Genomic DNA, 18,292 nt, shown 5'->3' with positions numbered 1-18,292 from the left:
CAAGGAAGGATGAAACATGGCCAATCTTGCGCAGCCTTCCTCTGACCCAAATGCGATATCCTATGACCACATCGTTGAAGTCGCTCATCGTGAGGGACTGATTGTCATGGGAGCACTGCATCCCCGTAAGGTGGAAGCCAAACAGCTTGAATCCGGTACGTTGGTCCTTTTAGGCGCCGGAGGGGACTTTTGGCCTGTTTTGAAGGCCGCACCAGAATGGGGGGCACCGGACCCGGTTGACCGCTGGTCCACTAGGATCATTGGCGAAATAGCCCAGACATTTAATGCCGAGGCCTATTTCCCTTTTGGCGGGCCACCTTATGCCCCTTTCATCGATTGGGCCCTGAAATCAGGACGGACCTTCAGCAGCCCGGTGGGCGCTTTGGTGCATGACACGGTGGGTATGATGATCTCATATCGAGGTGCACTGCACTTTGCCGAAGAATTCAGTATCCCGGACACACCCGGACAATCTCCCTGCATTACCTGCGTCGCGCCATGTACGCAGGCCTGCCCGGTCGGTGCCCTGAACGCTCAGGAATTCTACAACATCTCAGCCTGCCACAGCCACCTGGACACAACCCAAGGACAGACCTGCATGACCGGCGGATGTCTTGCCCGCCTTGCATGCCCTCTCAGTGCAGGAGCGGAGCGCACATCAGAACAGTCGGCCCATCACATGAGGTCGTTCCACACGTCATGACCCGCACGCTGATCCTGACACGCCACGCCAAATCCAGCTGGGATAACCCGATTTTGGATGATCATGCGCGCCAGTTGAACAAACGTGGACGCAAGTCAGCCTCCGCAATTGCCAAATGGCTGCGTACACATGGTTGGGTGCCGGATGAGGTTCTCAGCTCGACCTCGACCCGAACCCGCGAAACCTGGGATAGAATGGCGATGACAGCCCGGCAGGTCCAGTTTCGCGATGCGCTTTACCTGGCAGGGCCTGACCAGATGATACGCCAGCTGTTCGATGCGAAAGGGCAAACCGTTTTGATGTTGGGGCACAATCCTGGGATAGCGCAGCTTGCGCACCAGCTGGTGCGGGATGCTCCGACACATCCGCGATTTCTGGACTATCCGACCTGCGCAACGACCGTCATGGAATTTGACATCACCAGTTGGGCCGAGGTGCAATGGCACCGCGGAAAAGTCCTTGGCTTCGCCCTTCCGCGCGAGTTGTTGGAATAAAAAAGGCGGGGCAAAACCCCGCCCTTTCTTCAATTTCAGGCAGTTTAGTGCCCCAAAATCTGGCTGAGGAACAGTTTGGTCCGTTCGCTCTGCGGATTGTTGAAGAACTCTTCCGGCTCGTTCTGCTCCACGATCTGGCCCGCGTCCATAAAGATCACGCGGTTGGCGACCTGACGGGCAAAGCCCATCTCGTGGGTCACACAGAGCATGGTCATACCTTCCTCGGCCAGTTCGATCATGGTGTCGAGCACCTCTTTGATCATCTCGGGGTCCAACGCCGATGTCGGTTCGTCGAACAACATGATCCGCGGCATCATGCACAGCGAACGCGCAATCGCCACACGCTGCTGCTGACCACCGGACAACTGGCCAGGATATTTCAGCGCCTGATCCGGAATCTTGACCTTTTCAAGGAAATGCATCGCACGTTCTTCGGCTTCTTTCTTGGGCGTTTTGCGCACCCAGATCGGGGCCAGTGTGCAATTTTCCAGAATGGTCAGGTGCGGGAACAGGTTGAAGTGCTGGAACACCATGCCAACTTCAGACCGGATCTTGTCGATGTTCTTCAGATCATTCGACAGCTCGATCCCGTCCACAACGATCTTGCCCTGCTGGTGTTCTTCCAGCGCGTTCAGGCAGCGGATCAGCGTGGATTTGCCCGAGCCCGACGGACCCGCGATAACGATCCGCTCGCCCTGATTGACGGTCAGATTGATATCGCGCAGCACATGGAATGATCCGTACCACTTGTTCATGCCGTTGATTTCGATGGCGACCTCGTCGCTCACCTGCATCTTCGAGCGGTCGATTTCGCGTTCTACTGCAAGTTCAGACATGTGTTGAACTCCTTAACGATGATCTGTGGCAAGGCGACGCTCGAGCCACTGAGAATATTGAGAAATGCCGTAACAGACGACGAAGAACAAAAGCGCGGCAAAGCCCAGAAGCTCCCAATAGACGCCGTTCCATTCGGTCGACGCCAGAATGGGTCCCCGGATCATGCCCACCAGATCGAACATCGAGATGACCGAAACCAGTGTGGTATCCTTGAACAGGCCCACGGCCACGTTCACGATCCCAGGGATCGAAATCTTCAGAGCCTGCGGCAGGATGATCAGCCGCATCGCCTGCGGGTAATCAAGGCCCAAGCTGTCTGCTGCTTCGTACTGTCCACGCGGAAGTGCCGCCAGACCGCCACGGATCACCTCGGCGATATAGGCGGCTGAGAACATGGTGATCATGATCACAACGCGCAGGAACAGGTCGACTGTGCTATCAGGCGGGAAGAAATACGCCAGCATCACCGAAGCCACGAACAGCAGCGTAATCAGAGGCACGCCACGGATGAATTCGATAAAGATAACGCATACCCACTTGATCAGCGGCATGTTCGACTGACGACCCAAAGCCAACGCGATACCCAGTGGCACCGACAGCGACACACAGGTCACGCCCAGCATCATGTTCAGCATAAAGCCACCCAGATCACGGCTGGGAACAGCTGTGAGCCAAGCATTCTCTGATGCACTTTCCGGGATCAGGGCTCCGCCGACATTCCAGATGACCAACGCAGTCACAATAGCCCCAAAGAAGCCGGCAGCAAAACTGTTGTTGCCCAGCTTCTGGAACACAGCACCTGCTGCAATGAAGCCGACAAGCGCCACCAGAGGAACCAGGATCGTACCGCCCCAGATCAGCCAAAAGGCCACAAACGGGTAAACCGCAGTGAACAGCAGCATCTTGCGCGGCAGGTCAAAGAACAACACCGGGGCAAGGGCAACCAGCATCAGCACAAACGCCAGGTTTGGTCTCCAATAAGCGTCGGCCGGGTACTTGAAGCCATAGATCAGCTGAGGCCAGCGTTCCGTCAGAACCGCAAAACAGGCACCGGTCTTGCCGTCCAGGATCTCGCGACATTCCGCCAGAGAGTTGGCATTCCACACCCCGTTCAAAATCCACGGCAACGTGTTTTTCAACAGAATGTAGATCAGCACCAGCGACAGCACCGTCAGGATGGTGTTTGTCACGCCCGAGAAGAGGTTCTCGCGTAGCCACTTGACCACTCCGACTTCATTTGCAGGTGGCGGTGAAGGCGGGATAGTGCCTTCGGCGACAAAGGCGATCGGGTTTGTTGTTTGATCACTCATGGCTCAGCGCTCCTTCAACTTAACGGAGGCGTTGTAGATGTTCATCGCCATCGAAATCAGCAACGAGGCTGTCAGATAGAAGAGCATCAGCAGCAGCACACATTCGATCGCACGACCGGTCTGGTTCAGCGTGATGCCGCCCAGCGTGGCTGTGATGTCTGCATAACCAACAGCGATCGCCAGCGACGAGTTCTTGGTGATGTTCAGGTATTGCGAAATAAGCGGCGGTATGATGACCCGCAGTGCCTGGGGCAGAACGACAAGGTTCATGATCCGTCCGGGTCGCAAACCCAGTGCGGCGGCGGCCTCGGTCTGACCTTTGTTGATCGCCTGAATACCCGCACGTACGTTTTCCGCAATGAAGGCACCGGTGTAGATCGACAGGGCGAACCACAATGCAATCAGCGGGCCGCCAACCTTGATACCACCGCTGAAATTAAAGCCTTTCAGAGCGGGAATATCCCAGGTCAAACCCATGATGAGCATCAGCAAGGCAAAGGGCACCAGCCAAACAGCCAATTTGACCAAGAATGTCTTCGGACGTTCGCCGGTCTCTTCCTGTTTCAATGTCGCCCGCTTTTCGATCTCGTGCGAGGCGAACCACGAACCGATCAAAACGACAATCACCAGCAACCAGTTCAGAATGGTTGCGCCAAACAGCCCGTTTGCGAACTCGGGCCGCGGGATATAGACACCCCGGTTGGTAAAGGCAAAGGCGTCGAACAACATACTGGATGTGGCGGCATCGCCCCGGAACGCGCGTGGCGCGGGCAGTACAGCCGTCATGATGGTGAAGATTATGATGATCCAGATCAGAACCGGAATATTCCGGAAGATCTCGACATAGACCGCCATCAGTTTCGACACGAGCCAGTTGTTCGAAAGCCGCAGAACCCCCGCGATCACGCCGAACACCGTGGCCGTGATACATGCCAGAAAGGCAACCAACAGCGTGTTGAGAATACCAACAACAGCCGCACGCCCGTGACTGGACTGGCTGTCATATTCTATCAGTCTCTGGTTGATGTCATACCCGGAGGAGTCGCCCAAAAACGAGTAAGAGATGTTGAGCCCTGCGGCCCGAAGGTTCTGGATCAGGTTGTTTCCGAGATACCAGATGGAAAGCGCAATAACGATCGCCGCGATCACCTGAAACGTCAGGGAGCGATAGCGAGTGTCGTTAATGAGCATGGACAACCGAAAGTCAGCTTTCGGTGGATCAGTCATAGTCGACATATTTTGAAATCCCCGTAGCGTGCGGTTTTTTTGTCTTGGCGAGTTTTTCCCGCTCTGAATGCTTCCGCAGCTCTTTGATGTGAAGAGGGCGCAGGTTATACCCTGCGCCCATCTCCGTAGATTTTAGCGGAACGGCGGCGAATACAGCAGGCCGCCTTCGGTCCACTGAGCGTTCAAGCCGCGCGCCAGACCAATCGGAGTTTCTTCACCGATGTTCTTGGCGAATACTTCACCATAGTTGCCACCTGCTTTGATGGCTTTGGCAGCCCAGTCAGCGTCCAGACCCAGCATCTCACCCAGAGTACCTTCGGTACCCAGCAGGCGGTTGATTTCCGGGTTGTCGGTGCCACCGCTCAGCTCATCGATATTGGCCGAGGTCACACCCAGTTCCTCTGCCGAGACCAGCGCGTTCAGAGTCCAGCGGACAACGTCGCCCCATTCGTGGTCACCGTGGCGAACCAGCGGTCCCAGAGGCTCTTTCGAGATGATTTCGGGCAGCAGAACATGCTCATCCGGTGCTTCAAACGTGGCGCGCGTCGCAGCCAGACCCGATGCGTCAGTGGTGTAAACGTCACACGAACCAGCCAGATATTGTTGTTGCGCTTCGGCGTTGGTTTCGATCGGAACCGGCTCATAGCTGATGTTGTTCGAGCGGAAGAAGTCCGCTAGGTTCAGCTCGGTTGTGGTGCCGGTCTGGATACAAACGGTTGCGCCGTCCAGTTCCTTGGCCGAGCTGACGCCCAGCGCCTTGGGAACCATGAAGCCCTGACCGTCATAGTAGTTCACACCAGTGAATTCGAACTTCAGGTCGACGTCGCGGCTGAAGGTCCATGTGGTGTTACGGGCCAGCATGTCGATTTCGCCGGATGCCAGCGCAGTAAAGCGTGTTTTACCGGTGGTCGGAACAAACTCAACGGCGTTTGCGTCGCCCAGAACGGCAGCAGCAACAGCGCGGCACAGCGAAACGTCAAAGCCTTGCCATTCACCATTTGCGTCGGGTGCAGCAAAACCAACCAGACCGGTGGTCACGCCGCAATTCAACTTGCCGCGCGCCTTGACGTCGTCAATGGTGCCCGCCGCAGCTGCACCAGCAGCCAGACCGGCAATCGTCGCCGCGCCCAAGATTACGGATTTTTTCATTTTTACCTCTTCCTGATTTTCCGTCTCATAAGAAACGGCTCTGCCCGGCAAGTGGATGCCGGATAGGTTACCCCAAAGGTGTCTCCCCTTTAGTGGGACTGAGTTTGGGCGTATTCATAAACAAACGTCAAGGGTCGGATCATCGAAATCGATGTTTCACCCCCCAAGCCCTTTGCACAATTGCCCAAATATCAGGAATTATGGCTCAAACTGACATATCAAAGAAGCGTTTTGCATGCAGAAACGCCGCCCTTTTGACCTCAGCAACCTCATGCGCCTCGTCATCATGGCCCCATTGCTCGATCTGCCAGATTTCGTCCAGTCGCGAAATGCGCCATATCTCGTCCGGATTGCGCCAATCCAAGGCTGCCGCGAACCCAAGAATCAACGACCCTGACAGGCTGACAAGGTCGTGGAAGGCCGCCAGTTGAAACGCATTCAGCGCATGGACCCGTGCGCGCAGCGTCTCCAAGGCCGGACGCGCTTGTGGTTGGTGCAGCACCCCTGCGACCGGTACCAGACGAACGGACAACGTAGATTCGGCCCAATCCAAGGCCGGGTCCCATTCGTCACTTTGGCGGTTCTGCAGCTCTTGCGGGTGCGTGGCACGGTAACACAGCAGATCAGAATCGCCGTAATCGGCCAGCATGTCGGCCACTTCTGCATGCTGAACGCGCACTTTGTCGATTGCGGCATTGGCACAACGTGTGAACGGCATTGTCGCAGGATCAACTTCTTTTTCTTGCGCATCCCATTCTACCGCGACCGCTTCGGCCATGCTGCGGGTCGGCAAGATCAAACCTTTCTTGGCGGGCGTTTTGACACGTCGACCGTCCAATTCAACCGCAAACCCGCCGTCGGCCTCGACAACGGCACTGTCTTTCCAGAAGCGTTTTGGTTTCCAGTCGCTCATTTCCTAGTTCCATATTCCAGCCAGCGCCGTGGGCAACTGGTCAAATGTCTCGATCACGCAAGTCGCCGAAGCCAAAGCCGAGCGATCATGGTATCCCCAGGTCACCCCAATTCCGCGCACACCCGCCGCCGCAGCCATGTCCATGTCAAAGCTCGTGTCACCAATCATCACTGCGCAATCCGGATCAACACCGGTTTCAGACAAGGCGGTCTGCACCATGGACGGGTGTGGCTTGGACGGGTGATGATCTGCAACCTGACGCGTCACAAAATAAGCCTCCAGCCCGTGCGCCTCGATCAACGCATCAAGACCGCGCTGTGACTTGCCGGTGGCTACTCCTAAAAGTACTTCGGGCACAGCGTGCAACGCTTCAATCGCCTCACGCGCGCCGGGATAAAGCGGCGAACTGGCCGCACCCAGGTCCAGCCGATGTGCGTGGTAAGCCTCTTTGTACCCTTCAACCAGATCACCCTGGACCAAGGATGGTTGATCCGGTGCCAGTCGCGCAATGGCGTGTGGCAAGGACAGACCCACAATCGAAAGGATCGCGTCGCGCGACGGGACAGGCACCGAAGCCGCCTGAAAGCTGGTTGTCATGGAGTGAACGATACTGCCCTGACTGTCGACCAGCGTGCCGTCGACATCAAACAGAACCAGCCGTACGGGTGCGCTCATTGCAGATCCTCAAACGGATCGTCAGCAGCCAGATCCTCGGTCCACCCGAACGTATCCCAGCTGTGCTTCATATGATCCGGCAAAGGTGCCGTGACTGTCACAGGCTTACGGGTCATTGGGTGTTGAAACGACAGTCGCCGGGCATGCAGGTGAAGCTTTTTACTAATGATCCCGCCCAGTTGCGCGCCCCAGCCGTCGCCAAGGTTTTCCTGGCCCGAGCCGCCGTATTTACCATCCCCGATAATCGGATGCCCGATGGCCGCCATGTGGGCCCGCAGCTGGTGCGTCCGCCCGGTGATCGGCTCCATTGCAACCCATGCGGCACGGCCGGCCACCCGGTAGAGGGTCGCGTAATGCGTGTGCGCGCGTTTGGCGCCTGGTGTGCTGTCGATTTCGTTCATATGCACGGGGATCATCTTTTCGCCTTCGCCGTGCTTGCCATGACCCGGTGCTTTGACAAGGCCCGTCTTGATCTCACCCAGGTAGGGAGTCGGAACACCGGCCACCAGTGCCCAATAAATCTTGCGCGTGTCGCGGTGACGGAAAGCGGCCGTCAGGCCCTTGGCGGCCTCACGCGTGCGGGCCATCAACAGAACACCTGACGTATCTTTGTCCAAGCGGTGGACCAGACGCGGGTTCTCGTCATAGCCGAACCGCAACGCCTCGGACAGGCTGTCGACATGCCGGGTCTGCCCGCTGCCGCCCTGAACCGGCAGGCCCTGCGGCTTGTTGAGCGCCAGAATGTGATCGTCGCGGTAGATCACGCAGGACTGGATCATCTTGGCATCGGCATCCGAGATACGATGTTTGACCTCAGCCGGTTTGTGATCTGCGTCAGGCAAAGGCGGCACACGCACCACTTGCCCAACCTCCAGCCGGGTCGAGGCTTTGGCGCGGCTGCCATCGACACGCAGTTCACCCTTGCGACACATCTTTTCAATGCGGCCCTGACTGACATGCGGAAACAGACGGCGCAGCCAGCGGTCAACGCGCTGGTCGCCATCCCCTTCAGCGACTGTAATCATCTGTACGCCAATCATGCCACTAACCCTTGCACCGCGCGGGTGAGCCGCCCGGATTGCACCTTTGTCCGTGTCCCAGAAATCATGGGCGTCTGTCGCGCGCAATGCACCAAGAGTCAAGGTATCTGGTCGTTGCGATCAGATGTTCGAGAAATCCCCGTGCCGCCCGGCACCATCCCGGAAACGCCCCGCGCCCGAGGTTCCTTCGCGACGGATCGCCTCCAACCCGTTGGCCCATTCCACCTTGAGCGCTTCGCGCACCGGCATACCCCGCGTTTCGATGATCGAACGGCGGTCAGCCCGCACAGCCTCTTGCGGAAAACGTGCAATTTCATGGGCCGTTTCTTCAGCTGCAGAACGCGCTTCACCATGCGGGACGACCTTTTCTGCCAGCCCGATCCGATAACATTCTTCGGCCTCGACTTTCCGACCTGTCAAGGCGATCTCCAGCGCTTTGCCTTGCCCCACCAAACGCGGCAACCGGACCGAGCCGCCATCCATCAGCGTAATCCCCCAGCGGCGGCAGTAAACACCCAGATATGCCGTTTCCGCCATCACGCGGATATCGCACCAAAGAGCAAGCTCCATGCCTCCGGCCACGGCGGCACCCTCAATCGCGCCGATGACCGGTTTCGAAAGCTCCAGCCGGGACGGTCCCATCGGCCCAAGTGTCGAAGTGGCTGAACCTATTGGAAAGGCATGCTTGTCGAAATATGCCTCACGCAGTTCAGGATCGGCCAGCGAGGCGGCGAGTTTCAGATCCCAGCCCGCGCAGAAATTGCCACCCTTGCCCCAGAACACAGCGGCTTTGGCAGAACTGGCTTCAAAACTCAGGAATGCGTCAACCAGAGCTACAGCGTGTTCCGTATCAACGGCATTCCGAGCATCCGGCCTGTCATGGATGATGGTCCAGACGTCTTGGGTCTTTTCAATTGAAACCGGCATTTTCCGTCCTCCCTTGCTGGCATTGACCCAAGGGAACCGTTCTATTGCGAACCTGTCGCCTGTGACGCGGCGGCATGTCCAATACTGACCCTGCGTAACTAACTGTTGCGCTGTGTCCGAAGCTTGGCAAAGTAATCGAGGCGCTTTTTCAGCTCTCGCTCGAACCCGCGTTCCACCGGCTGATACAGTACCGGGCGTTTCATGGATTCCGGGAAGTAGTTCTGACCCGAAAACCCATCCTCGGCGTCATGGTCATAAGAGTAACCCGCACCATATCCCTGATCCTTCATAAGCGAAGTGGGTGCGTTCAGGATATGCTTGGGCGGTGGCTCGCTGCCGGATTGTTTGGCCAGTCGCATGGCCGCTTTATAGCCCACGTAAGCCCCATTGGATTTTGGGGCCAGCGCCAAATAAACCAAGGCTTGCGCCAGCGCCAATTCTCCTTCGGGAGACCCCAGCCGTTCATACGTTTCCCACGATTGCAGGCAAATGGCCTGCGCCTGAGGATCCGCCAGACCGATATCCTCAACTGCCATCCGCGTAATCCGACGCGCCAGATAGCGCGGGTCTTCGCCGCCGGTCAGCATTCGTGCGAACCAGTACAACGCAGCATCCGGGTCAGACCCACGTACCGATTTATGAAGGGCCGAGATCAGGTTGTAATGCTCATCACCCGACTTGTCGTATTTCGCAGCCCGCCGCATCAGCCGCGTCGACAATGCATCGGGATCCAGCGGCGCGTCCACTTTCCAGGCCGAGACCTGTTCGATCAGGTTCAGCAACGCCCGCCCATCGCCGTCTGCCATTTCCTGCAACGCATCGCGCGCAGCCGGGGTCAAAGGCAATGCGCGGTCCAACTCTTTCTCGGCGCGCTGCGTCAGGCGTTCAAGGTCGGCAAGGCTGAGGCGTTCCAGTACCAGAACCTGCGACCGGCTTAGCACAGCGGCATTAAGTTCAAATGACGGGTTTTCGGTTGTGGCACCGACCAACAGGATGGTGCCGTCTTCCATATGGGGCAGAAACCCGTCTTGCTGTGCCTTGTTGAAACGGTGGATCTCGTCCACGAACAACAGCGTCCCCTGCCCGTTCTGCCGGCGAATCTTGGCGGCCTCGAAGACCTTCTTCAGGTCAGGCACACCCGTGAAGATCGCACTGATCTGGACAAAATGCAGATCGGTTTCCTGCGCCAAAAGCCGCGCTATGGTCGTCTTTCCTACCCCGGGCGGACCCCAAAAGATCAGGCTGGACAGACTGCCCGCCGCCAGCATCACGCCCAGCGGAGCTTCCGGCCCCAGCAACTGCTCCTGACCGATGACGTCGCCCAGCGATTGGGGCCGCAATCGATCTGCCAAAGGGCGGTGCGGGGCATCGACGGGTTCGGTTGGCCCGGTGTCGAACAGATCGCTCATACGTTACAGCCGGAATCGCAGGGACACGGAGCGGCCTTCGCGTTGAAGCCCCATGTGCACGCGGCGTCCCGGGTCCGTCATTGCGCGTTCGACATCACCGGGGCGCTGAATATCGGCCGCATTGATGGTCTCGATCACATCGCCAGGCCGCAACCCGGCCCGCGCGCCAAAAGCGCCCGGATCGACGACAACAACGCCGGTCAGAGACAGGGGCAGACCCAGCTTGGTAATCACCGCCGGATTGATTCGGGACACAACTAAGCCCGGCAGAACTGTATTGTCGTCCAGCGCGGTTTCTTCGGCAGCGGGTGTTTCAGGTGCTTTGATCAAGGCCACCTCGACCTCATCGCTTTGGTCGCCGCGCAGCCGCGTCAGAACCGAGCTTCCCCCCACACCCGCAATAGACATGCGGAACTTCATTTCAGCGGGGGAGTTCACCTCGTCCCCGTCCACATGGGTGACAACATCGCCCACCTTCAGCCCCGCCTCGCGCAGCGGGCTGAGGTCATGCAGGTCCGAGATCACAACGCCCAGCGGGATAACCAGCCCCAAAGATTCCGCGATATCCGCGCTCATGTGCTGACCCGACATTCCCGCCCAAGGGCTGACAAAGCTGTCATTGCCTTGCTGCGCCTGTTTCAGGAACTCAGCCACCAGATTTGCCGGGATGGCAAAACCGATACCGTTGGAACCGCCCGACCGTGTCAGGATCGACGTGTTGATCCCGATCAGATCGCCATTCACGTCGATCAATGCGCCGCCGGAATTGCCCGGGTTGATCGCCGCATCCGTCTGGATGAAATACCCGCGACCGTTGCCCGTTGCCGTTCCCGTGCGCGCCAGACCCGAGATGATGCCCGAGGACACGGTTTGCCCCACACCAAAGGGGTTCCCAATGGCCAGGGCCAGTTCGCCAACTTCAACCTGATCGGAATCCCGCAGGCTCAGGAAAGGCAGGTTTTCGGCCTCTTCTAAGCGCAGGATCGCGATGTCGCTTTCTTCATGGCCAAGTACAACTGTGGCCGAAAACTCGCGTCGGTCCGTGGTGACGACCCGGATCTCTGTTGCGGACCCAACCACATGATAGTTGGAGACCACGTAACCGTCATCGGACAGGATCACACCAGAACCCAACGAGTTTTGAACGCGCGGCTGTGGCGTGCCAAAGCCCCGGCCAAAGAAGTCTTGAAAAAACGGGTCCGAAAAGAACGGGCTGGCCCGCCCCTGCCGCACGATCTTGGCATAGATATTCACGACCGCAGGAGAGGCTTTTTTCACCACAGGAGCAAATCCCAGCGAAATCTCGGCCTGCGACTGCGGCACGCGTGTTTCAGCCGTCGCAAATGTGGAAACTGCACAGGTCAAAGCGATAAGTGTCGCGCGAAGCATGGATACCTCTACCTCAAAAGCTGCGTAGGATATGCGACTACGGGCGCGCTAATGCAAGCACCTGTCCGGCGCACTCAATCCAGCGGCGCGTGCAGGCGGGTCCCTTTTGTAATGATCCCGCCCCGATTACCCACTTCGATCGACCCGTAACGCTGTTTGAAAACGTCAGGTAACTCCCGGTCTCCCTCGGGTGAGAGCCATAGGCGAAAAAGATGCCGACGGTCGGCCGGATCAGGCCAGTCCACAAAACCCGTCCGGTCATGCAACTGAGAATGGTTGTAGACAAATTGCATATCGCCGGGTTGCAACCGCATGGTCAGATATAGATCTGGGTCGTTCGACAAGGAGTCGAACTTGTCCAAAGCAGCGACATGCTCTGGGGTCAGGCGCATGGCTTCGGGAAACCGCTGCGCACTGTCGATATACTGCCGCTGATAGAACACGGTCAGCTTGCCATCATGCCAGTTGAAGGGCGGAATGGTCATAAAGGGCTGCATCCCTTCCGGCACTTCGCCGCGCCGGTCGGTCGCTATCGGGTCGAACAATCGCTCCAGCAGGTCCGGGCATTCGTTGCGCATCCGGTTGTAGATTGCTTCAGCGCTGAACAGCAGTGAATCCCCGCCCTCCTTGGCGTCCCGAAAACACAATAGCCCTACGATATCGGCGCTGTCTGTGTGAAATGTCTGGCGCTCGTGAGTCTGATAGATCCGCGTGTTCGGGTCATTTGCGTCCGCACCGATATCCCGGACATAACCCAGAATATGCCCCTGCGCATTCAGGGATCGCGCCGATCCCAAATGGGCACCCACCCCGCAGAAGATCGCGGCGGCCATCTCCTGAGAATAGGTCTCGACCGGCAGGCCCCGGATCACTTCGAACCCAATACCGTTGATCAGCGTGTCTTTTAGAGTCTCAAGATGGCGGTCGAACCGGCGCAACGGAAAATCTGTTTTGGTGATTTCGCCAATATCCTGCCCCAAGCTTAGATAGTGGCGCGCGGCTTGCTCAAGGTCTGCGACATCCACAGGGCTCAGATGCAACAGCCATTCATTCTTCCGCGCTGCCATTTCCCGTCCGTTCCAAACAGATGGACCGGTGATTTGTGCCGGTAATTCAGAAAACACGGTCATCGCTGCCTCCAATCACGCTGTTTCAATATTCACGCGTGAGAAAGCACAGTTCATCATCTGAAGTCACCGAAACTTGTTAAAATACGACACCCATCTGGTCCGCGTTCGCAAACGCTTTTGGTTTTACTCTGCTGGCGACCAATCAGAGCCCGGGTCATACTCTTGGATATCCGCAGCGCGTTCGAGCGTGTCAGGACCCAAGTCCGCCTCGAAAATGATCCCGTTCTCACCCACAAGAAACGAATGAATTCCGGTCTCGCCATACTCAGAAGGAACGGCAAGCAGCGCATGACCTGCTACAAAATGATCCCCAACAAAGTAAGAATACGCACCACCCGGAGCACTGGGTCCCTGCCCCTGAAGGATTGTGTAGTAATAACCCAGGAAGGGTTCAGGTTCGTGGTCCTCTTCTCCGTCACTCCACCCAGAGGCCACCGCTCGTGCGAGCGCCGCGCCGACAAAGCTGTCTTCCTCAGGCCAGAACAAACCGTCCTTCACGCCCGGGTCGGAAATGATGTTGCGCGCGAATTCCATCACGCCGTCGCCATTATGGTCGGCCAAACGGAACGCGGCCTGAAGATCGACATAAGCATCAAGCAATTCCATCACTTCCAGCTCATTCAAGCCAATCTCGCGGGCCGAAACTTCTTCGATGCCAGCTTCGAGGTCAAAGTGCCATTCCTCACCGGCCCGAGAAATCGGGATCGGGAAGGGCCAACTGTCTTCCCCCAGCAAAACGACAACACCGTGCTCGTCCGGCTGGAAACGATAGCCCTCGGCATACATGCCAAGCACTTCCTCTCGTCTGGCGCGGTCTTCTTCGGGGTCGCCGGTTGCAAGCAAGTCTTCGGCCTCAGCCCCAAACACATCCAGCAACTGATTCCGATCATCCGACTTCAGAGCACCGACAAACGCATCCAACGCCGCTTGCGGGCTATTGTATCGGGCACCCTCGGATGCCGCTGTGCTCGCCGTGATCAAAAGAATGGCAGAAGAAACTATGAAATTTCGCATCTTATCTCCTCCGCTTTCCCTTGGCCGCGTGCCCGCGTTTTGACGCGCTGTGGGTTCGCTTGCCGGACGCTTTCTTTTGCATGGCTTTCCCTTTGGCCGCAGGTTTTTTCTGCTGAACTGCTGCCCTTTGGGCCTGAGGTTTCTTGGCGGTCTTGGCGTTGCTTTTAACCGGCTTCTTGGCGGCACCAGAGGATTGCTTGGTTCTGTCCACAGCCTTCTGTTTCGCGGCGGCTCTGTCAGTGTCGACATTACCCCGATTGACCTTGGGCAATTGCTTATCATTGCCGCGGTTGGCCAGTGCACCACCCGCAATCGCCCCGGCGCCCGCCCCGGCCGCCAATGCCGCAGCGCCCGAGCCGTCCCGACTTATGTCGGCAGCCCCGGATTCTCTGCTGAGCTTTGAGCGCAACTCATCTGTGCGGCCATTTGGCCGGTCAACGGGCAATGTTCCGGCACCGCCACCAGTGCGTTTATGATCGGCGATTTTGTTCCGCGCTTGTTGCTGACGGTTCGTATCAGGCTTCCATTCAACATCTTTGCGATTAATGTTGTTACCGATATTGACGTTACCATCGACGTCTATGTCGATATTCGGGTTTCTGTAGATCGGGCCACCGCCCCATCCACCGCAGTTTCGGCACCCCCAATAATCGTACCAATCATCGTCATCGTCAAAAATCTCGTCAATCAACGCCACGGTGCCAAAGGTCAGCAGAGCGGCCCCAACGACGTCACCCGTTGATGGCCCGGTGTACACCGTGGCAGGATCATATTGCGGAACATAAACTGTTTCCGTGTTGGTCGGTGTGATGACGACGGTTTCATCCTCTTCAACCTCAACCGTTTGTTCCGGGCCGGACACCAGTGCACCGCTATCGATTGCCTGATCCCGCATCACCTGGACGGCATCCATCACATCGTCAGATTGGGCCAGCATCGCTGTTCCCATCGTTTCGGTCCAGTCGACATGTGTCGCCATTTGCCCAACGATCTCGGGGAACGCTGTTGCAAGCACGCTGACGGACGGGTCCCAGCCCATCGCTTCGATTTCAGGCTCAAGCTCAGCCGGATCTCGGTCTGCATTGTCGATCAGAAAACGCTCGGCCTTCACAATCTCCAGCGGCTGGGTCGAGGCGACAAGTATCTGGATGAGCAGAGTATCCGGGTACAATGCAACCGGCGCGACCAGAGTTTGCAGCTCTGCGTCGGTCAGAAGGTCCGTTGTTTCTTGCGACGCCGCCTCGGTCGTTTCATCTGTGGTTTCCTGCGCGAAAAGCGCAGTGCTTGCGCAAAACAGGGGCGCAAAAATCAGATATCTAAACATATAGCGATCCTTCAATTTCTTTGAGGATCGCCCAAGTTCATGATTCTGGCAACAAATCTCGGAATTTGGCCCAAAGCCAAAAACCAAAAAGCCCCCGCGTCCGGGACGCAGGGGCCAATTATTCGAAAGCAGGGCTTTCTTATTCTTCGTCTGCAGCCTCTTCGGCGGCGACGCGGGCTTTGTCGGCTGCGCCTTTGGCGTCGATGTCACGATCAACAAACTCGATGATCGCCATCGGGGCCATGTCGCCATAGCGGAAGCCAGCTTTCAGGATGCGGACATAACCGCCCTGACGCTCGGCGTAGCGGGGGCCCAGAACTTCGAACAGCTTCGCGACGTCTTTGTCTTCTTTCAGCTGTGATGCGGCCTGACGGCGGGCGTGCAGGTCGCCGCGCTTGCCCAGAGTGACCAGCTTTTCGATGATCGGGCGCAGTTCTTTTGCCTTGGGCAGAGTTGTCTTGATTTGCTCATGCTCGATGAGCGAGCCAGCCATGTTCGCAAACAGAGCCTTGCGGTGTTCATGAGTACGGTTCAGGCGGCGGTAACCACGTGCGTGACGCATTTTTCAATTCCTATCTTGCGTTTTGCTTTGTCTGGCCGGCGATGCGTGTCACCGGCTCTCCTTGGGGCATCATCGCCCAGACAGTCCCCGGAAAGCCGGGCATTGGGAAGACGCGCTTAGAACGCGTCTTCGAATTTCTTGGCCAGATCTTCGATGTTGTCGGGCGGCCAATCTTCGACATCCATGCCGAGGTGCAGGCCCATGCCGGACAGCACTTCTTTGATCTCGTTCAGCGACTTGCGGCCGAAGTTCGGTGTGCGCAGCATCTCGGCTTCGGTTTTCTGGATCAGATCGCCGATGTAAACGATGTTGTCGTTCTTCAGGCAGTTTGCCGAACGGACCGACAGCTCCAGCTCGTCCACTTTCTTCAGCAGCAGCGGGTTGAACTCCAGACCATCGTCCTCGTCCTGACGGCTCGCCGATTCCGGCTCGTCGAAGTTGACGAAGATCGACAGCTGATCCTGCAGAATGCGAGCGGCAAAGGCCAACGCGTCTTCAGGTGTGATCGAACCATCGGTTTCGATCTTCAGGGTCAGCTTGTCATAGTCCAGAACCTGACCTTCACGGGTCGGCTGAACGTCATAGGCGACCTTTTTGACCGGCGAATAGATCGCGTCGATCGGGATCAGACCGATAGGTGCGTCTTCGGGCTTGTTCTTCTCAGCCGAAACATAGCCTTTGCCGGTGTTGACGGTCAGTTCCATGAACAGATCGGCGCCATCATCCAGGTGACAGATGACGTGATCGCGGTTCAGAACCTCGATGCCAGCGCTTTCGCTGATGTCACCCGCAGTGACAATTGCCGGGCCTTTGGCATTGATCGACAGGCGCTTAGGGCCTTCGACTTCCATGCGAAGAGCAACCTGCTTGAGGTTCAGAATGATATCGGTAACGTCTTCACGAACACCTGCGACCGAGGAAAACTCGTGCAGGACGTTGTCGATCTGAACGCTGGTGATGGCCGCACCTTGCAGCGAGCTCATCAGAACGCGGCGCAGGGCGTTGCCCAGAGTCAGACCAAAGCCACGCTCCAGCGGTTCGGCAACCAGGGTCGCCTGGCGTGCGGGATCGTTGCCCGGCTTGGCTTCCAGCTGAGTCGGCTTGATCAATTCTGCCCAATTCTTGTGGATCATGTAATCCCTCCATTCCTGTCCGCGCCCCATGACCAACAAGGTGCAGACGCCCGAGGTTCAAAATGACGTGCTGGGGCCGTGCAAAAACACAGCCCCAGCTCAATTCAAAATCGCTTAGACGCGACGACGCTTCGGCGGACGGCAGCCGTTGTGAGCAATCGGGGTCACGTCGCGGATCGACGTGATGTTGAAGCCCACTGCAGCCAGCGCGCGCAGAGCCGATTCACGACCCGAACCGGGGCCCTGAACTTCGACTTCCAGCGTCTTGACGCCATGTTCCTGCGCCTTTTTGCCTGCATCTTCTGCAGCCATCTGAGCGGCGTAGGGGGTCGATTTCCGCGATCCTTTGAAACCCATGGTACCGGCAGACGACCACGAAATGGCGTTGCCCTGTACGTCCGAGATCAGGATCTTGGTGTTGTTGAAGGTCGAGTTCACATGGGCAACGCCCGATGCGATGTTCTTACGCTCTTTGCGTTTAACGCGAGTCTTATCACGTGCCATCAGTCAGACCCTCCCTTATTTCTTCTTACCAGCGATGGCCTTTGCGGGGCCTTTGCGGGTACGAGCGTTGGTGTGGGTGCGCTGACCGCGAACCGGCAGGTTGCGGCGGTGACGCAGACCGCGATAGCAGCCCAGGTCCATCAGGCGCTTGACGTTCATCTGAACTTCACGACGCAAATCACCTTCGACGGTGTAGTTGGCGTCGATGTGTTCGCGGATGGCCAGAACTTCGGCGTCGGACAGTTCATTGACGCGACGAGTCGCTTCAATGCCCACGGCTTCGCAGATTGCTTTGGCCGAAGTGTTGCCGATACCGGTGATATATGTGAGGGCGATTGGTACCCGCTTTGCAGTCGGGATGTTTACGCCGGCAATACGTGCCACGTGTCACTTTCCTTTTCGTTGCGGTTCCGTAACTCCAGAACCTTTTTTCACAACGCTTGACCGTGGCAGTGTCGCCAGAGGGTCCAGCATTATTCGAGGTGGTCGGGGCGTTTGGGACGAATCCCTCACGCAGACTTGATTCCCTTTAGGGATGGGGGTCGATATGGG

At 57.5% G+C, this 18,292-nt stretch carries 19 protein-coding genes; 2 read left to right on the top strand and 17 right to left on the bottom strand.

All coding sequences use genetic code 11. The features are described from left to right. Window positions 1-16 precede the first annotated feature (16 nt). Window positions 17-703, top strand: coding sequence for a ferredoxin (locus tag GOV85_RS20365; RefSeq protein WP_171181650.1), 687 nt, complete (start codon window positions 17-19; stop codon window positions 701-703). Beyond that, entirely contained in the window at window positions 700-1,197 is a 498-nt protein-coding gene (locus GOV85_RS20360) for a histidine phosphatase family protein (RefSeq protein WP_171181648.1), read from the top strand. The genes GOV85_RS20365 and GOV85_RS20360 overlap by 4 nt, the downstream gene beginning before the upstream one ends. A gap of 44 nt (window positions 1,198-1,241) precedes the next feature. Here the strand turns inward: GOV85_RS20360 and GOV85_RS20355 are convergent, their stop codons facing one another. From GOV85_RS20355 to rpsM, 17 genes are all read right to left on the bottom strand, one after another. Further along, window positions 1,242-2,033, bottom strand: a complete 792-nt coding sequence (locus GOV85_RS20355) for an amino acid ABC transporter ATP-binding protein (protein WP_280922860.1) — start codon at window positions 2,031-2,033, stop codon at window positions 1,242-1,244. Between the two features lie 12 nt (window positions 2,034-2,045). Then, complete coding sequence (locus GOV85_RS20350; protein ID WP_171181646.1) at window positions 2,046-3,344, bottom strand: amino acid ABC transporter permease; 1,299 nt, start codon at window positions 3,342-3,344, stop codon at window positions 2,046-2,048. A gap of 3 nt (window positions 3,345-3,347) precedes the next feature. Further along, window positions 3,348-4,580 (bottom strand): amino acid ABC transporter permease, encoded by a 1,233-nt coding sequence (locus tag GOV85_RS20345; protein ID WP_171181644.1) that lies wholly within the window; start codon window positions 4,578-4,580, stop codon window positions 3,348-3,350. 123 nt (window positions 4,581-4,703) lie between these two features. Further along, window positions 4,704-5,720, bottom strand: a complete 1,017-nt coding sequence (locus GOV85_RS20340) for an amino acid ABC transporter substrate-binding protein (protein WP_171181642.1) — start codon at window positions 5,718-5,720, stop codon at window positions 4,704-4,706. A gap of 205 nt (window positions 5,721-5,925) precedes the next feature. Beyond that, a complete protein-coding gene (locus GOV85_RS20335) occupies window positions 5,926-6,633 on the bottom strand; it encodes an ATP12 family chaperone protein (protein WP_171181640.1) in 708 nt (235 codons plus the stop codon). Between the two features lie 3 nt (window positions 6,634-6,636). Beyond that, window positions 6,637-7,308, bottom strand: a complete 672-nt coding sequence (locus GOV85_RS20330) for an HAD-IA family hydrolase (protein ID WP_171181639.1) — start codon at window positions 7,306-7,308, stop codon at window positions 6,637-6,639. Continuing rightward, complete coding sequence (locus tag GOV85_RS20325; RefSeq protein ID WP_171181698.1) at window positions 7,305-8,348, bottom strand: RluA family pseudouridine synthase; 1,044 nt, start codon at window positions 8,346-8,348, stop codon at window positions 7,305-7,307. Before GOV85_RS20325 ends, GOV85_RS20330 begins: the two co-directional genes overlap by 4 nt. Window positions 8,349-8,468: 120 nt before the next feature. Then, window positions 8,469-9,275: a crotonase/enoyl-CoA hydratase family protein gene (locus GOV85_RS20320; protein ID WP_171181637.1), complete on the bottom strand. Its 807-nt coding sequence runs from the start codon at window positions 9,273-9,275 to the stop codon at window positions 8,469-8,471. 98 nt (window positions 9,276-9,373) lie between these two features. Further along, window positions 9,374-10,684: a replication-associated recombination protein A gene (locus GOV85_RS20315; RefSeq protein ID WP_171181635.1), complete on the bottom strand. Its 1,311-nt coding sequence runs from the start codon at window positions 10,682-10,684 to the stop codon at window positions 9,374-9,376. Window positions 10,685-10,687: 3 nt separating this feature from the next. Next, window positions 10,688-12,073: a trypsin-like peptidase domain-containing protein gene (locus tag GOV85_RS20310; RefSeq protein WP_171181633.1), complete on the bottom strand. Its 1,386-nt coding sequence runs from the start codon at window positions 12,071-12,073 to the stop codon at window positions 10,688-10,690. A 74-nt stretch (window positions 12,074-12,147) separates the two neighbouring features. Further along, a complete protein-coding gene (locus GOV85_RS20305) occupies window positions 12,148-13,203 on the bottom strand; it encodes a TauD/TfdA family dioxygenase (protein WP_171181631.1) in 1,056 nt (351 codons plus the stop codon). 123 nt (window positions 13,204-13,326) lie between these two features. Beyond that, complete coding sequence (locus GOV85_RS20300) at window positions 13,327-14,217, bottom strand: DUF2950 family protein (RefSeq protein WP_171181629.1); 891 nt, start codon at window positions 14,215-14,217, stop codon at window positions 13,327-13,329. A gap of 1 nt (window position 14,218) precedes the next feature. Further along, a complete protein-coding gene (locus tag GOV85_RS20295) occupies window positions 14,219-15,541 on the bottom strand; it encodes a DUF3300 domain-containing protein (RefSeq protein WP_171181626.1) in 1,323 nt (440 codons plus the stop codon). Window positions 15,542-15,680: 139 nt separating this feature from the next. Next, window positions 15,681-16,103: a 50S ribosomal protein L17 gene (gene rplQ / locus GOV85_RS20290; protein ID WP_171181624.1), complete on the bottom strand. Its 423-nt coding sequence runs from the start codon at window positions 16,101-16,103 to the stop codon at window positions 15,681-15,683. 116 nt (window positions 16,104-16,219) lie between these two features. Next, window positions 16,220-17,236: a DNA-directed RNA polymerase subunit alpha gene (locus GOV85_RS20285; RefSeq protein WP_050605850.1), complete on the bottom strand. Its 1,017-nt coding sequence runs from the start codon at window positions 17,234-17,236 to the stop codon at window positions 16,220-16,222. A gap of 114 nt (window positions 17,237-17,350) precedes the next feature. Further along, window positions 17,351-17,740, bottom strand: a complete 390-nt coding sequence (gene rpsK / locus GOV85_RS20280; protein WP_008757289.1) for a 30S ribosomal protein S11 — start codon at window positions 17,738-17,740, stop codon at window positions 17,351-17,353. Between the two features lie 15 nt (window positions 17,741-17,755). Continuing rightward, a complete protein-coding gene (gene rpsM / locus GOV85_RS20275; protein ID WP_170328762.1) occupies window positions 17,756-18,124 on the bottom strand; it encodes a 30S ribosomal protein S13 in 369 nt (122 codons plus the stop codon). Between the last annotated feature and the right edge of the window lie 168 nt (window positions 18,125-18,292).

This window comes from Ruegeria sp. HKCCA4633, assembly GCF_013034605.1.
Classification (GTDB): Bacteria; Pseudomonadota; Alphaproteobacteria; order Rhodobacterales; family Rhodobacteraceae; genus Ruegeria.
This window is presented reverse-complemented; position numbering and strand designations above follow the sequence as displayed.

Coding starts and splice junctions, on each gene's coding strand:
- GOV85_RS20325 (WP_171181698.1), bottom strand. CDS start 8,348: ATGATTGGCGTACAGATGATTACAGTCGCTGAAGGGGATGGCGACCAG.
- GOV85_RS20335 (WP_171181640.1), bottom strand. CDS start 6,633: ATGAGCGACTGGAAACCAAAACGCTTCTGGAAAGACAGTGCCGTTGTC.
- GOV85_RS20305 (WP_171181631.1), bottom strand. CDS start 13,203: ATGACCGTGTTTTCTGAATTACCGGCACAAATCACCGGTCCATCTGTT.
- GOV85_RS20345 (WP_171181644.1), bottom strand. CDS start 4,580: ATGTCGACTATGACTGATCCACCGAAAGCTGACTTTCGGTTGTCCATG.
- GOV85_RS20300 (WP_171181629.1), bottom strand. CDS start 14,217: ATGCGAAATTTCATAGTTTCTTCTGCCATTCTTTTGATCACGGCGAGC.
- GOV85_RS20340 (WP_171181642.1), bottom strand. CDS start 5,720: ATGAAAAAATCCGTAATCTTGGGCGCGGCGACGATTGCCGGTCTGGCT.
- GOV85_RS20315 (WP_171181635.1), bottom strand. CDS start 10,684: ATGAGCGATCTGTTCGACACCGGGCCAACCGAACCCGTCGATGCCCCG.
- GOV85_RS20310 (WP_171181633.1), bottom strand. CDS start 12,073: ATGCTTCGCGCGACACTTATCGCTTTGACCTGTGCAGTTTCCACATTT.
- GOV85_RS20365 (WP_171181650.1), top strand. CDS start 17: ATGGCCAATCTTGCGCAGCCTTCCTCTGACCCAAATGCGATATCCTAT.
- GOV85_RS20320 (WP_171181637.1), bottom strand. CDS start 9,275: ATGCCGGTTTCAATTGAAAAGACCCAAGACGTCTGGACCATCATCCAT.
- rplQ (WP_171181624.1), bottom strand. CDS start 16,103: ATGCGTCACGCACGTGGTTACCGCCGCCTGAACCGTACTCATGAACAC.
- GOV85_RS20285 (WP_050605850.1), bottom strand. CDS start 17,236: ATGATCCACAAGAATTGGGCAGAATTGATCAAGCCGACTCAGCTGGAA.
- GOV85_RS20350 (WP_171181646.1), bottom strand. CDS start 3,344: ATGAGTGATCAAACAACAAACCCGATCGCCTTTGTCGCCGAAGGCACT.
- GOV85_RS20360 (WP_171181648.1), top strand. CDS start 700: ATGACCCGCACGCTGATCCTGACACGCCACGCCAAATCCAGCTGGGAT.
- GOV85_RS20295 (WP_171181626.1), bottom strand. CDS start 15,541: ATGTTTAGATATCTGATTTTTGCGCCCCTGTTTTGCGCAAGCACTGCG.
- rpsK (WP_008757289.1), bottom strand. CDS start 17,740: ATGGCACGTGATAAGACTCGCGTTAAACGCAAAGAGCGTAAGAACATC.
- GOV85_RS20355 (WP_280922860.1), bottom strand. CDS start 2,033: ATGTCTGAACTTGCAGTAGAACGCGAAATCGACCGCTCGAAGATGCAG.
- GOV85_RS20330 (WP_171181639.1), bottom strand. CDS start 7,308: ATGAGCGCACCCGTACGGCTGGTTCTGTTTGATGTCGACGGCACGCTG.